The sequence below is a fragment of the Lysinibacillus sp. AR18-8 genome (assembly GCF_001705465.1).
In the GTDB taxonomy this organism is placed as follows: Bacteria; Bacillota; Bacilli; order Bacillales_A; family Planococcaceae; genus Lysinibacillus; species Lysinibacillus capsici.
Genome location: NZ_MDGU01000032.1, coordinates 1 through 15,639 on the forward strand (window position 1 = coordinate 1; position 15,639 = coordinate 15,639).

The following is a 15,639-nucleotide window of genomic DNA, read 5'->3' on the forward strand; positions in this document are numbered from 1 at the left end:
CAATATTTTGGGTGCAGTTCACTAAATCCCCTAGGAGTGACGCTGGCTCCACTCCAATCAACCATTCTGCAAAAGTGTTTTTTCATACTAGCGGTAGCGATCAAAATAGCCCATGATTTGCATGATTAGAAAAAGGATAGGTTTTTATTTTCAATGTAGAGAAGTGATGCGTGATAACACCTCTTCATAAAACCTTCACTTTATTTGAAAACCTTTGCTAATAAGGTAACACTTTTGTGGGGGAGGGGAAGGCTTCTTGACTCCCGTGGGATAGCAAGACAGGCAAAACGCTAAACGGAGTGGTAGCGGAGGAAGCAATTCGGCGCTCGCCCACAGGAAAGTAAGTAGCCTGCAACGGAAATTCATTTTCACTTTTTATTGATTGCTTTTTTAACACTATGAAACCCCTTGGTAGATTTCCACAGGGTCTTTTTAATTTGTTTCTTCTTATTTAATAATGCACCACAGAAGAAACATTAGTATTTCAGTAACGGTAAGCACAAAATAACAGGTTCTCAACTAAATATACACAGCCAGTTGACGGAAACAAATCGACGACTGGCTGTGCATATTGAACGGCTATTTGTAAGGGAATTTGCTCGGGATAGGTCCAAAGGCAATCCAATGATATTTAAAGAATCTGCCCATCAATAGCACGACCATCCATGTGACGAATAGAGCAAAGGTAAAGCCACCAATGCTCCATAGGTGATAGATTATACTATTACCACCAGTACTTAATTGTCTATAAAGGAAAAGGAAAAATGGATGCAATAGATAGACGCCAAATGATACTGTTCCTAGATTGATTAAGCCATTTACAAAAGCATGGTTCCATTTATCATAGATCCAGAAAGAAAGCTGTAATAAGACAATACAGGCTGTTAAAGATTGTAGCTGAAAAACTAGCTCAAATATTGTGCTGTTCACTTTATAGGTTTGTGATGTATAAACAAAGTAATATAAATAAACATTATATATAGTAGAAATTAGCCATATACACCACACAAAAAGTATCGTGATAGGAAAATTTTCTTTTTTTAGTTGAAGCCATCCTTTGTATTTTTCAAAATAAATTCCTAAAAATGCCCCTGCTAAGAAATAAAAGAGATAGGAAAAAGCGATACTCCCTCTATAGGGATACTGCCATAACTCAGCGTTTAATAGAATAAAGACCCATTGAAGAACGAACCCAATCCAAATTAAATAAGGAGATAGTGCTGGTTTTTTCTTTAAAATATATAGGAATAATGGGAACATAAGATAGAATTGAACAATAATAAAAATATAGTATAGATGCGTATACGCTTTGCCTAATAAAAGTTTTTCTAGAAATTCGATACTAAATAGAGAACGCCATGTGTCTACTAAATCATGTGTCACATAAAATTGCATTGCTGCATAATAAAAAATAGAAAAAAAGAGATAAGGAATGAGTATTTGGGTCACTCTTTTTTTATAAAAATGAATGATAAGCTCCTTTGTTAAATCCTTTTGTATATAATTGTAAAATAATACAAAGCCACTTAAAAAAATAAAAGCAGGGACAGCGAATTTAGGGGAGATATTGAAAAATACATAAAATGGATATAATCTTGAGTCACTAGATAAAGCCGTTACAGGTGTACTAGTAGAATGAATAAGAAGAACAGCTAGAATGGCTAAAGCCCGTGTAATAGCTAATTCATTAATATGTGCTCGCTTCATACAATCATCTCCAAAGTATTAATTATAGTATTTAATTCCCAGAATACTGCCTACATACTCTATTGGTATGCTTGTTAGTACAAATTTAGACAAGCTTTGTTGCCTAAATTTGTCTAAAGGAAACAAGTGGGTTGTTCATGAGCTACTATAAAGCGCTTTTATGTCAGGGAGATGTCAACAATAAAAAAAGCTACCACGCTCGCTTTGCGTAGTAGCTGTATGTTGTTATTCGCCATCTAGAATTATTTTCTGGGAAATAGAATAAAGAAGGAAGCTTAATTAAACTCCTTATAATGCAACAAGGATTCTACCTCTTGCTTGACCCTTCAGTAAAATAGGTAAAACATCAGGAAGTTGTTGTAGTGTTACCTCTTGCTGAATAAAATCATTAAGGTTTGCTGGTTTGAAATCAGTCGCTAGTCGATGCCAAATGTTTAATCGAATGTCCATTGGGCAATAAACAGAATCAACTCCAAGTAAACTCACGCCTCTTAAAATGAAGGGAAATACACTTGTAGGAAGCTGTGTACCTGCCGTTAAACCACTACATGCAACAGCCCCACCATATTGAATTTGTCTTAATAATGAGGCAAGTGGCTCTCCACCAACAGAATCAACAGCAGCAGCCCATTTTTGTTTGCCTAATGCTTTAATTTTTCCATCATAAACCTCTTCACGATTTACTATTGTAGTAGCCCCGAGTGATTGTAAATATTCATGTTCAGATTCTTTTCCTGTGCTCGCTTCAACTTGATAACCCAGTGTTGAAAGAATAGATACGGCAAAGCTACCTACACCTCCTGTAGCCCCTGTCACAAGAATTTTCCCCTTTTCTGGATGAATACCATTTTCCTCTAACTTTTGAACAGATAATGCAGCTGTAAATCCTGCAGTACCAATTACCATAGCCTCTTTAAGGGAAAGTCCTTTTGGAAGCGGTACAATCCATTGCGCTGGGATGCGGGCATATTCACTAAAGCCACCAAAATGGGAAACACCTATTTCATAGCTAGTTGCAATGACCTCGTCATCAATTTTAAAGCGAGAATCCTCAGAAGAAACAACAGTCCCAGCTAAATCAATGCCAGGAACAAAAGGATAAGACGTAACGATTTTACCATCAGGAATAGAGGCAAGACTATCTTTATAATTAATACCTGAATAACTAACTTTAATTAATACCTCACCCTTTGGTAGATCTTCTAAAGTTAACTTGTTCACTTTCACTGTAAATGCATCATCTTTATTGACTACTAACGCACTAAAATTTTCTGCCGTCATCGTAAACGTCCCCCTACAATTTTATTCCATTAAACAGTATCAAAATTATTCTGACCGGTCAACATAAAATTGGATTGTTGCTACTCTTCATGTATAATAACTTCTATCAAGTCATCGGAGGCTCCTATGAAAAAGAAAGAGGAAGAACGTAAAAAACAGATTATGAAAGCAGCCTTTAACGCTGTTTCACAATTAGGTTATGATAAGGTTACACTACAAGACATAGCCAATCATGCCAGTGTCTCAAAAGGGGTAGTTCACTACTACTTTACAAGCAAACAAAACATTTTATTAGAATTACTTGAATCCACTACGAACAAAATCTACAGCTATGAAATCCAAGAAATAGGCAAGCATCAAACAGCTATAGACAAGCTTCATGCCTACTTAAATGCTGTATTTGTATCCCCTATAGAAAATAAAAAATTTTACAGGGTTTATTTAGACTTTTTAGCTCAGGCAAATAGCAATGAAGAGTACAAAAGAATTAACTTAAAATTTTATGAGAATTGCTGGGGAATTGGACAAGAAATTATTGAATTAGGAAAAAGAGAAGGTGTCTTTAGTTCAGACATTGATTCCTTAACCTATGCAAAAATGATGAGGGCAATGATTGATGGTTCATTAATTCAGTGGTTAACCTGCGATTTAGAAGAACAACATAAATTTTATAAAGAAACCTGTTTGAATAGTATTGTGCGATTATTAAAATAGGCAATTGAAAAGCCTTATTACTATTGTAGTAAGGCTTTTTTTTGCCGTAAAAAAGAAGAATAATTGAATGATTTTGGAAAATATTTATTAACATATTGCATTTATAGATAAAATTACCGTCAAAATTTTCGGAAAAAACTATAAAAAAAGAACAGTTTTAATATTTTGTTTAGTAATTTTTTACAAAAATACGCACTAAAAAGGAAAAAAATGTTTTGTTATGCATTGAAATAGCGTTTATGCAATCGTTTATACAAGAATAAATCTATGTTTTTAATAATTTAAACTGTATAAAAATTTAAAATAATGTCGAGTTGAGTCAATGTTGCAATTTCTTTATACTGTGAAAGTAATTATTGGAGAGGAGAAAACATCATGAATAAAGAAGTGACAATTATTGGGGTGCCCATGGATTTAGGTCAAACAAGAAGAGGCGTAGACATGGGACCAAGTGCTATCAGATATGCGGGGGTAACTGAACGACTTGAGAGACTTGGTTATTCGATTTACGACGAAGGGGATTTAACTATTGACTTCGTACACGAAGATAAAGACGCAGAAGGAAAGACAAACTTAAAAAATTTAAAAACTGTCACAGAAAGTAACGAGAAGCTAGGCCAAAAAGTAGACCATGAAATTTCTTTAAACCGTTTTCCTTTAGTTTTAGGTGGAGACCATAGTATTGCTATTGGAACATTAGCAGGAGTTTCCAAGCATTATGAGAATCTAGGTGTCATTTGGTATGATGCCCATGGCGATTTAAATACTGGTGAAACATCTCCTTCAGGAAATATCCATGGCATGTCTTTAGCTGTAAGCTTGGGCCTTGGACATCCAGCACTTACAAATATCGGAGGCTATGCTCCAAAGGTAAAGCCTGAAAACGTTATTATCATTGGTGCTCGAGATTTAGATCCTGGAGAAAAAAAGCTTATTAAGGAAATTGGTATTAAAGTATACACGATGCATGAAATTGATCGTTTAGGAATGACGAAAGTAATGTCAGAAACGATTGACTATTTAAAGGAGCGCACAGACGGTGTTCACCTATCATTAGATTTAGATGGACTGGATCCAAATGATGCACCAGGTGTAGGCACGCCAGTAGCAGGTGGTATTAGCTATCGTGAAAGTCATTTAGCTATGGAAATGCTGTCAGAAGCAAATATTATTACTTCAGCAGAATTTGTTGAGACAAACCCTGTATTAGATCAATACAATAAAACGGCTATTGCTGCGGTAGCTTTAATCAGCTCACTATTTGGCGATACATTACTTTAAGCCATGAATAGAAGTCATTTTGTATCCCAGAAGGAAGAACTTTTCTTAAAAAATTAGGTCGCGACAACCAACTATAAGAAAATAGCTCTCCCTATAGTAAGTTTACAATACAATTTAGCTATTCAATAGCCTTTATTTTGTCAGAAAATTGACAGTTCATAAAATATATAAAACAGTTTATCTATTAACATTCAAATTTTAGATTGTTATCTGTTTTGTACGAAAAAAAGAAAGTGCTTACACAGATAATGAATGTAAGGAGTTTTTTATGGCAGCAGAACAATATGAATTAAAAAGAAGTATGAAAGCAAGACACTTATTTATGATTTCACTTGGCGGATGTATTGGAACTGGTTTCTTTCTTGGATCAGGCTACACGATTAACCAAGCTGGGCCAACTGGTGCCATCCTAGCTTACTTAGTAGGCGGAGCAGTTATGTATTTAACAATGCTATGTTTGGGTGAATTGTCTGTTGCTATGCCGGTATCAGGTTCATTCCAAACGTACACAACGAAATTTATCGGTCCTGCTACTGGTTTTGCCGTTGGATGGCTATACTGGCTAGGTTGGGCAGTAACTGTTGCTCTTGAATTTTTAGGGGCTGGACAACTAATGCAAAGATGGTTTCCTGATTCACCAGTATGGATGTGGTGCCTAATATTTGCAGCACTACTCTTTGTATTGAATGGTTTATCAGCAAAAGCATTTGGTGAAGCAGAATTTGTCTTCTCCAGCATTAAGATATTGGCAATTATTATGTTCCTTGCGGTTGGTGGAGCAACTATGTTTGGGCTAATCGATATGAAAGATGGAACAAATGCCCCTTTCCTTACTCATTTTTATGAGGGTGGATTGTTTCCTAATGGTGTAACAGCACTGCTTATTACAATGATTACTGTGAATTTTTCATTCCAGGGTACAGAATTGATTGGTATTGCTGCTGGGGAGAGTGAAAATCCTGAAAAGACTATCCCTAAATCTATTAAGCAAACTGTTTGGCGTACGCTGTTCTTCTTTGTGTTATCCGTATTTGTACTTGCAGCAATGATACCAATGGATAAAGCAGGGGTGGTGGAAAGTCCATTTGTAGTCGTATTAGATAGCATTGGTATTCCATATGCAGCAGATATTATGAATTTTGTTATCCTAACAGCCTTATTATCTGTCGCAAACTCGGGTCTTTATGCTGCAACACGTATGCTGTTCTCACTATCTGTCGAAAAGATGGCAAGTCCCGTTTTAGGGAAAGTTAATAAAAGAGGTATCCCAATGAATGCATTACTAATCACACTCGCTGTAGCAGGTCTGTCTTTACTGTCAAGTGTATTTGCTGCTAATACAGTCTTTGTGTGGTTATTATCTCTAGCAGGCTTAGGTGCACAAATTGGTTGGATTGCGATTACAGCATCTCAAATTGCATTTAGACGCTCCTATATACGCCAAGGAGGAAAAGTAGAGGATTTAAAATTCAAAGCGCCACTGTATCCAGTGATCCCTATTTTAGGTTTATTAGCGAACTGTATTGTTATGGCAAGCTTGGCTTTTGATCCAGCTCAACGTTTAGCACTCTACTGTGGTGGAGCATTCTTCATTGGTTGTTATATCGTTTATTATTTAAAAGTGAAAAAAGTGACGAATTTAGAAATAAACCAACAAGAAGTCCAATTAAAATTAAATCAAAAAATATATCTTTAATATCAAAGAGTAGCTACTTACATGGCTACTCTTTTCTTCATAGATAAGCAACAACAAAGACGTATTTAACAAAGAATAGTTCCAGTAATAAGAGAAAAAATTTATTGTTTTTCGATAAATAAATATTGAAATAAGATAATTTATCGTTTATTCTTCAAACAAGAAGCAATTTAATTATGAACAAGTTCATTTGAGGTGGATTCATGTTGAAGAATTTTATTAAAGACTTAGGAGTCTTTACGTATCATCAATCATTATCTTGTATTTTTCCTGTTGTGATATTTGCTACACTTGCACTCTCTAAAGTCATTCAAATACCTGGGGTAGGAAGATATGACTTTATTCTGGCAATTTGTCTATTGACTCAGTACTTGATGTATAAATTTGGTTTAGAAACAAAGGATGAAATAAAAGTCATTTGCTTGTTTCACATTATTGGGCTCGTGCTCGAACTATATAAAGTGAATTTCAATTCATGGTCATATCCTGAAGAGGCGTGGACAAAAATAGGGGGTGTGCCTTTATATAGCGGATTTATGTATGCGAGTGTAGCAAGTTATATTTGCCAAGCTTGGCGTAGGTTTGATTTAAAAATTGTAAGCTGGCCAAAAAGTTATGTAGCTATTCCACTTGGAGCCATTATCTACTTGAATTTTTTCACACACCATTTTATTTATGATTTTAGATGGCTGTTAATGGCACTACTATTTATTGTGTTTTATCGTACTGTTGTAAAATTTACAGTACGGAACAAAGTCTTTAAAATGCCCATCGTTGTATCGTTCTTTTTGATTGGCTTTTTCATTTGGATTGCTGAAAATATTGCAACGTTCTTTGGAGCATGGTCCTATCCAAATCAAGAGGTGTCTTGGTCGATTGTTCATTTTGGTAAAATCAGTTCATGGTTTTTACTTGTAGTCATTAGCATTATGATTGTTGCGCAACTTAAACTATTCTATCGTAATGTAGGTGAAAATTTGGAGAAGAAATCATTCAATATATGACATTCATTTGTAGAACTAGAGAACTTCTAAGAAAATAGTATGGGCTTTTGATAAACTAGTATTTTTACCTTGTACCCATGCCCTTTCATCAAACTGTCCCTTTTTTAACGTGCAATACTGCTGTAGACTCCTTTTTAGAAGAGGATAGGGGGAATGATAATGGTAACAGATATTCGGATGATAAATAGAGCTTGTACAGATGAAAAACAAATTAAACAATTATTAGAAGGCGCACAAACTGCATTTCTTGGTTTGGTAGATCAACATATGCCATATGTTATTCCGCTAAATTATGTTTACAAAGACGGAAGTTTTTATTTTCATGGTGCCAACGAAGGAAGAAAAATAGATATTCTAACAAATAATCGGAATGCATGTATCACAATAAGTGAAAATTATGGAACAATGGTAGACCCTATTCCTGCTAAGACTGATACGGCTTATATAAGTGTAGTAGCAAATGGTTTGGTGGAATTTGTTACTGATTTAAATGAAGCTACTGCTGCTATGCAGGCAATGCTTGATAAATATGTACCAGATTATTACCAAGCACCTTTATCAAAAAAGCATATCGAAAAATATCAGTCATCTTTAGGGAGCAAAACGCTTGTTCTCAAAGTGAAACCGACCAGTATAACTGTAAAAGAGAATAAATTAAATAAACAAATGCTATATTACGCAGGTAGAGTGGTAACACAGGATATGAGTCGAAAATCTACTACTACAGCAATCAATCCAACAAATTAATTACCAGAAAATGCGAGGCTTGGGATATAACCTAAGCCTATTTTTGATGTAGTAATAGTTCATTATGAAGCTATCTATGATTTTGTTAATATAAACTTATTAAAAGTAGAGCTGGAAAGATGTTTTCATCTAACTACCCTAATAATAGATATAGTCATGCGTAAGTGCTATAATGCCTGTGAAAAATCATTGGAAAACAAGTAGGGAGAAGGAGAGGGCAAGACAGTTGAATATTTTAGTTGTTGACGATGAAAAGGAAATTGCAGATTTAATCGAACTTTACTTAAAAAATGAAAACTATCATGTATTTAAATATTATACAGCTCAAGAGGCTTTGGCATGTATCGAGCAAGAAAATGTGGATTTAGCTGTTCTAGATATTATGATGCCAGATATAGATGGCTTTACCATTTTACGAAAAATACGAGAAACATTGAATTTTCCAGTGATTATGCTTACGGCAAAGGAAGAAGAAATTGATAAAATAAATGGGTTTTCTTTAGGAGCAGATGATTATATAACAAAGCCATTTCGTCCATTGGAATTGGTTGCTCGTGTAAAGGCGCAACTACGAAGATTTACCTTGTACAACCAAGGCTCGAAGCAACATGAAGATATCATTGATTTTGCTGGCCTGGTAATTAACAAAAACACACGGCAAGTCTTTTTAAATGAAAGGCCTATATCCCTTACACCTACGGAATTCGCTATTCTTTGGTATTTATGTGCAAATCGAGGGACAGTTATTAGTTCAGAGCAACTATTCCAAGAAATCTGGGGGGAAAAGTACTTTAGTAGCAATAACACGGTAATGGTTCATATTCGACATTTACGGGAAAAAATGAAGGATTCTGCGGAGAACCCAAAATATATTAAAACGGTTTGGGGAGTGGGGTATACCATTGAAAAATGAGTTTGGCAAACTGAAAAGGAAAATGGTTGTACAAATTATTTCTATACTTGTCATCGCTATCATCATAGGCTTTTTTATTAATTTTGCATTTATTGATGGGGTCTTGCAAGCTCCCTTTGCAGATGCTTTTATTGCCTTTTGTGAAAATGTCTTGCAGCTTGATTATTATGCTGCAAGTAGTGCCTATAATGTGTTATTTAGACAAAATAAACCACTTTGGCTTGCGATAGGATTTATTCTATTATTGTTGATTATTTTCTATATCGCCTTGTCTCGTTTTACCCGTTATTTTCATCAAATTAGTTCAAGTATCACCATGCTTGCAGATGAGTCAGGGAAGGAAATTGAGCTCCCAGCTGAACTCGATTTTTTGGAGAAAAAATTAAATAACGTGAAATATAAATTAGAAAAGCGTGCAAGGGATGCGCAAGAAGCTGAGCAACGAAAGAATGATTTAGTTGTCTATTTAGCGCATGATATTAAAACACCCTTAACATCCATTATTGGCTACTTAAGCCTTTTAGATGAGGCAAGGGATATGCCTGTAGAGCAGAAAGAAAAATATGTGACGGTTACATTAGAAAAATCCTATAGACTGGAACAATTAATCAATGAATTTTTTGAAATAACCAGATTTAATTTACAATCCATCATTTTAGAGAAAGATCTTATTCCTTTACATCATATGTTAATGCAAGTGGCTGACGAGTTTTATCCATTGCTGGCACCAAAGGGTCAACAAGCCATCGTCAAAATAGATGAAGATATTACTATCTATGCAGACGGTAATAAATTAGCGAGGGTATTTAATAATATTTTAAAAAATGCAATTGCCTATAGTGATCCAAATAGTACAATTGAAATTAGTGCGCGAAACGAAAATAATCAGACATTAATTTCGTTTACGAATACAGGGAAGACGATCCCTCCTGAAAAATTAAAGATGATATTTGAGAAGTTTTACCGCTTAGATAGTGCAAGGTCTACCCAAACAGGAGGTGCTGGGCTTGGTTTAGCCATTTCTAATGAAATTGTACAGGCCCATGGCGGGACGATTACCGCAACTTCTAGTAATGATACAACCGTATTCACTGTGATGATTCCAACCAATTCTTAAGAAACCTTAAGAATTCACTAATAGTAAATTAAAAATAAGCTCCTTTTTTTATGGTTGAATAAAAGCATAAAGAGAAGGAGTTGTTTTTATGTTCAAAAGAAAAGGTATATGGAGTTTATTGTTCTTATTCATGATGATAGTTGTTTATTTACTATTGAAAGAATCGCCAATGACTTTACGTCAGGAAATAGATCATTCACCGAAAGTAATTCAAACAGCCAGCCCGCATATGCTCGATTTTGATTTATACAGCTCGAATGCAATTTTAGTGAATTTGGATGAAAATCAAATTCTCTTAGATAAAAATAGTGAGGAAAGGATTTATCCTGCCTCTTTGACCAAAATGATGACGGTTCTAGTCTCGATTGAGCAGATCTCCAATTTACAAGAAGAAATCATTTTACCTAAGCATATCTTTCAGGATTTATTAGAGGAAAATGCTTCAGTAGCGGGCTTTCTCCCAAATGAAAAGCTGACATTAGAGGATTTATTGTATGGCTCCATGCTGCCATCAGGTGCAGAGGCATCAATGGGTTTAGCTGAATATGTTGCTGGTTCAGAACAAAAGTTTGTGAGTCTGATGAACGAAAAGGCGCAGCAGTTAGGCATGAAAAATACTCATTTTGTGAATACAACTGGACTGCACCATCCAGATCATTATACAACCGTAAAGGATATGTCTTTACTTTTACAATATGCCTTAACAAACAATGAGTTTCGCAATGTTTATACAGCAGAAAGATACTCTATTCAGTCCACAAACCTTCATCCAGAAGGCATTACTTTTACAAGTCGCATGTTTCAACATATGACGTCAAGTGCATTGCCAGGAGGAGAAATTTTAGGTGGGAAAACTGGCTATACGGAAGATGCAGGCTTATGTTTAGCAAGCTTAGCTCTTGTAAATGGACAAGAATATGTCTTCGTGACAGTAGGAGCTGACGGCAATCCTAGAACGGAGCAATATAATATTACAGATGCCATTTCGGTATATAGTCAATTATAAGGTGAAGATCATTATAAATCTGCTAGGCCTTCATAGTGTGTGATTGGAGGATATTTCATTTTCTAATCATACATTTTTTTGTTTTCTGATTGAGAAGAAGGCAAGTGATAGTTACATTATAGATAGATTCTATGATTATTATAGAAATAATAGAATTGATTAATAGATATGAAGTTCCATATAATTCTCTATAAACCATCGAGTTATTGGTATTTTAACAGGGGAGGGAAAGAATGGATGACAAATATTGCAGGAATCAAAATACCTGACAGTCGCTTAGCCTTAGAAGCACAGGAAATTTTAAAGGAACATGGTTCTGATTTACTGTGGAATCATTCCAATCGGGTTTATTTATTTGGCGCAATACAAGGGAAGAAAGCTAAGAAATCATTTGACGCGGAACTTTTATACGTTAGTGCTTTATTTCATGATTTAGGCTTAACAAAGAAGTTTAGTAGTGTAGATAAGCGCTTCGAGGTGGATGGCGCTAATGCAGCACGTCAGTTTTTAGCATTGCATCATATTGATGAACAGTCAATTCAACTAGTATGGGATGCGATTGCACTTCATACGACAATTGGTATTGCTGAGCATAAAGAACATGAAGTTGGCTTGTTATATGCAGGCGTAGGTCTTGATGTAATGGGCGATGGTTATGATGATTTAACGGCCGATGAACGAAATGCCGTTCTCAATGTTTTTCCACGCGACCAATTTAAACAAAAGATATTGCCAGCATTTTTTGAAGGGTTTAAGCATAAACCTGAAACAACATTTGGCAATATAAAATCAGATGTGTGTGCATTATTTATTCCAAACTACAAACCTAAAAATTTTTGTGACTGTGTCTTGCATTCACCTTGGTCTGAATAAAAATTAAAATGGGATAAGGGGATATCTTACATGTTGAAATTGGCACATAAAAAAATTCGTCATACTGCTTTGCAAAATAAAATTGTTTCAGCGCAAGAGGCTGCTTCTTGGATAAAGGACGGTATGATATTAGGTATGAGTGGCTTTACGAGGGCGGGAGATGCAAAAGTTGTACCTTTAGCGCTTGTTGAAAAGGCGAAGGTGGAAAAGTTTCAGGTGGATGTTTATACAGGTGCTTCACTTGGTCCAGAGGTGGATCAGCAGATGGCTGAAGCGGGGATTATTCGGAAGAGAGCCCCTTATCAAGGTGATCCAGCGATTCGCCGAATGATTAATAACGGAGAAGTTTTATATACAGATGCACATGTTTCACATAATGCTGAGTTAATGCGTCAAGGCATTGTGGGCCCAATTGATTTCGCCATCATTGAAGCAACTGCCATTACAGAAGATGGTTTGCTGATTCCTACAACCTCTGTAGGGAATTCGCCAATTATTGTGCAAATGGCGAAAGCGATAATTATTGAGCTCAATGTTTCACATCCTGCTTCTTTAGAGGGCATTCACGATATTTATATTCCTGATGTACAGGGAAGTAGAGATCCTATTCCTTTAACTAGCGCGGGGGAGCGAATTGGAGCGGTTGGTATCCCATTAGATATAACGAAAGTTCGAGGCATCGTGCTTTCTGAAATTGCTGATGCGCCTTCAACGATTGTACAACCAGATGAGGAAACCGCAAAAATGGCAGACCATTTACTCAATTTTTTAAGAGATGAGATGAAGGCTGGACGATTAACGAAGACATTAGCGCCACTACAATCGGGTGTTGGATCAGTAGCCAATGCAGTGTTAAATGGGTTTTTAGAATCTGAATTTGAGGATTTGGAAATCTATTCGGAGGTGTTGCAGGACGCTGTATTTGAATTAATAGATGCAGGGAAAGTAAAATCTGCTTCAGGTACGTCCATTACGCTATCACAAGAACGAGGCAAACAGGTGTATAGTCAGCTAGAAAAATATGCAGATCGTTTACTATTACGCCCTCAAGAAATATCGAATCACCCTGAGATTATTCGTCGTTTAGGGCTCATTTCCGTCAATACAGCTCTTGAAGTAGATATTTATGGAAATGTAAATTCTACACATGTTTCAGGTACAAAAATGATGAATGGTATTGGTGGTTCTGGCGATTTTGCGCGCAATGCACGATTGGGAATCTTTGTTACAAAATCCTATGCGAAGGGAGGCAGTATTTCCAGTATTGTTCCTATGGTATCCCATGTGGATCATACAGAGCATGATGTGGACGTTATTGTCACAGAGTTTGGTGTAGCTGATTTACGTGGGCTTGCACCGAAAGAGAGAGTACCACGAATAATTGATCATTGTGCACATCCTGATTATCGTCAGCAATTGTGGGCATATTATCAGGCTGCGGTGGAGAAAACAGGTAATCACCATACGCCACATATTTTAGAAGAAGCATTATCTTGGCATGTGCATCTTGCCAAAGCCAAGACAATGAAAAAATAAGATGCCTATTTAGCTAAAAAATAAATGGACTACACGCAGACACGATGAGTGCTGGGTTTAGTCCATTTTTTATTGAGACGTGACTAATGAACGAATGAGTTGTCGACTTTTATCTGAAAGTGAAAGTTGTGCAAGATCAAGTTGCTCTACTAGTAGACGAATGAAAGCTTTAGCCGCAAAATTAATAAATTTATCTTTTCGATAGAGCAGGACGATTTCACGTGTTAGGGGTGGATTGCATATCGAACGCTCACAAATAGTATCCGATTTATGCAAGTTACAAAGTGTTTTCGAAATAATCGTGGCTCCCACATTTTGTTCTACTAATTTAAAGATCGCTTGGATGCTAGCTGTTTCTAATTTTGGTGTAATGTGAAGCTTTTCTTTACGAGCCGCTCCCTCAATTACCTTTCTACACTGATGTATTGTTGGAAATAAAATCAATGGATGTGCTAACACCTCTTGCAATGGGATGGTATCCAATCCTGCTAAAGGGTGCTGTTTATGAATAACGACCTTTAGTTCCTCTGTAAACAATGGAACGATTTGAAGCTGCTCCTCCTCATAATCGATATTGTCTTGTTTGTAGGAAATGGCAAAATCTATTTTATTGTTTTTAAATAGTTGCAACAAATCATCTGAGCTATTGATACAAACCTGTATGTCTGGATAATCCTGATAATAGTCCAGCAAATAATCTGATACAAAATCAGTTAATTCTCCTGGCAAAGTACCAATCACTAATTTCCCTGCTTTTATTTCTTTTAGTTCAGTCATCTGATTTTTCGTATTATCCATGGCCCTAAAAATATATGTACACTGTTCATATAAAATTTCACCAGCATCTGTAATGGCGATTTTTTTCCCTAGACGATCGAATAGAGGTAAGCCAAGCTCATTTTCTAAAACCTTTATTTGATGGCTGAGTGTCGGCTGTGAAATATTTAATTTTTCGGCAGCCTTTGTAAAATGAAGCTCACTACATAGAACAAAAAAATATTCAAGCTGTCGTATCTCCATATAAACGTACCTTCTTATCAAATCAATTTTCATATATTATAGCATTTTCAGCTTGAGCATCGAGAAATATAGGTTAATTTAATTGATAGATAATGTATTAATTTCAATCTTCAGAAAAATGATATATAGTAAATATGTTCAAATACATCATCCTTAAGGAGGATACTATGGGGAGATTAGTTCATTTTGAAATTCATGTAAGTGACATGGATCGGGCAAAGGATTTTTATGGGAAAGTATTTGGCTGGTCATTTCAGGACTGGAGTGACTACGCAGGCATGCCTTACTTCGGTGCCGTGACAGGTGAAGATGATGAACTTGGCATTAACGGTGCTTTAATGCAACGCCAAGGTCCTCCACCAGAAACAAACCAAGCGCTGAATGGCTTTGCTTGTACAATGGGTGTCGAAAGTTATGATGTAACAGAAGCAAAAATTCTTGAAAACGGTGGCAAAGTAGCCATGCCCAAGTATGCTTTACCAGGGATGGCATGGCAAGGCTATTATATTGATACGGAAGGCAATGTATTTGGTATTCACCAACCTGATAAAAATGCCAAATAGTATTTGCTCAATGTTGAAAAGAGGGAAGTTGCTCCTGAATGTGTTGGAACTGGTCCAATATAAGGAGGTTGCGCTCCTAAATGAGTGAGAGCCGCTCAAAGATGTGGGAAATCCGCTCCTAAAGAGGAGAGAGCCGCTCCAAAGTAGATTAAGTCCATATAATTGTCTCTTATACACATCT

At 36.0% G+C, this 15,639-nt stretch carries 14 protein-coding genes; 11 read left to right on the forward strand and 3 right to left on the reverse strand.

Features of this window, described 5'->3' with window-relative positions; genetic code table 11:
- Positions 1–579: 579 nt before the first annotated feature.
- Entirely contained in the window at positions 580–1,707 is a 1,128-nt protein-coding gene (locus BFM98_RS19950; protein ID WP_066038241.1) for an acyltransferase, read from the reverse strand.
- Positions 1,708–1,995: 288 nt separating this feature from the next.
- A complete protein-coding gene (locus BFM98_RS19955; protein WP_066038242.1) occupies positions 1,996–2,988 on the reverse strand; it encodes an NADPH:quinone oxidoreductase family protein in 993 nt (330 codons plus the stop codon).
- Positions 2,989–3,114: 126 nt separating this feature from the next.
- Here BFM98_RS19955 and BFM98_RS19960 point away from each other — a divergent pair, with 126 nt between their 5' ends.
- From BFM98_RS19960 to BFM98_RS20005, 10 genes are all read left to right on the forward strand, one after another.
- Complete coding sequence (locus BFM98_RS19960; protein WP_054550665.1) at positions 3,115–3,702, forward strand: TetR/AcrR family transcriptional regulator; 588 nt, start codon at positions 3,115–3,117, stop codon at positions 3,700–3,702.
- A gap of 375 nt (positions 3,703–4,077) precedes the next feature.
- Positions 4,078–4,983, forward strand: a complete 906-nt coding sequence (gene rocF, locus BFM98_RS19965) for an arginase (RefSeq protein WP_066038243.1) — start codon at positions 4,078–4,080, stop codon at positions 4,981–4,983.
- A 268-nt stretch (positions 4,984–5,251) separates the two neighbouring features.
- Positions 5,252–6,679 (forward strand): amino acid permease, encoded by a 1,428-nt coding sequence (locus BFM98_RS19970; protein WP_066038244.1) that lies wholly within the window; start codon positions 5,252–5,254, stop codon positions 6,677–6,679.
- A 203-nt stretch (positions 6,680–6,882) separates the two neighbouring features.
- The gene (locus BFM98_RS19975) at positions 6,883–7,683 is read left to right on the forward strand and encodes a DUF817 domain-containing protein (protein WP_066038245.1); all 801 of its coding nucleotides are present in this window, start codon (positions 6,883–6,885) and stop codon (positions 7,681–7,683) included.
- A gap of 159 nt (positions 7,684–7,842) precedes the next feature.
- On the forward strand, positions 7,843–8,430 hold the full coding sequence (locus BFM98_RS19980; protein WP_066038246.1) for a pyridoxamine 5'-phosphate oxidase family protein: 588 nt from the start codon (positions 7,843–7,845) through the stop codon (positions 8,428–8,430).
- Positions 8,431–8,602: 172 nt separating this feature from the next.
- Positions 8,603–9,343 (forward strand): VanR-ABDEGLN family response regulator transcription factor, encoded by a 741-nt coding sequence (gene vanR / locus BFM98_RS19985; RefSeq protein ID WP_066038247.1) that lies wholly within the window; start codon positions 8,603–8,605, stop codon positions 9,341–9,343.
- A 22-nt stretch (positions 9,344–9,365) separates the two neighbouring features.
- Positions 9,366–10,460, forward strand: a complete 1,095-nt coding sequence (locus tag BFM98_RS19990; protein WP_066038253.1) for a sensor histidine kinase — start codon at positions 9,366–9,368, stop codon at positions 10,458–10,460.
- 88 nt (positions 10,461–10,548) lie between these two features.
- Positions 10,549–11,466 carry a D-alanyl-D-alanine carboxypeptidase family protein gene (locus tag BFM98_RS19995; RefSeq protein ID WP_066038248.1) on the forward strand — a complete coding sequence of 306 codons (918 nt, stop codon included), beginning with the start codon at positions 10,549–10,551 and terminating at the stop codon, positions 11,464–11,466.
- A 237-nt stretch (positions 11,467–11,703) separates the two neighbouring features.
- Complete coding sequence (locus BFM98_RS20000; protein WP_066038249.1) at positions 11,704–12,339, forward strand: HD domain-containing protein; 636 nt, start codon at positions 11,704–11,706, stop codon at positions 12,337–12,339.
- A gap of 30 nt (positions 12,340–12,369) precedes the next feature.
- Positions 12,370–13,875 carry a succinyl-CoA:acetate CoA-transferase ScpC gene (locus BFM98_RS20005; RefSeq protein ID WP_066038250.1) on the forward strand — a complete coding sequence of 502 codons (1,506 nt, stop codon included), beginning with the start codon at positions 12,370–12,372 and terminating at the stop codon, positions 13,873–13,875.
- A gap of 69 nt (positions 13,876–13,944) precedes the next feature.
- On the opposite strand, the gene BFM98_RS20010 is transcribed toward BFM98_RS20005, so the two are convergent.
- Entirely contained in the window at positions 13,945–14,895 is a 951-nt protein-coding gene (locus tag BFM98_RS20010; RefSeq protein ID WP_066038251.1) for a LysR family transcriptional regulator, read from the reverse strand.
- Between the two features lie 167 nt (positions 14,896–15,062).
- Here BFM98_RS20010 and BFM98_RS20015 point away from each other — a divergent pair, with 167 nt between their 5' ends.
- Positions 15,063–15,458, forward strand: a complete 396-nt coding sequence (locus BFM98_RS20015; protein WP_066038252.1) for a VOC family protein — start codon at positions 15,063–15,065, stop codon at positions 15,456–15,458.
- Positions 15,459–15,639 lie beyond the last annotated feature (181 nt).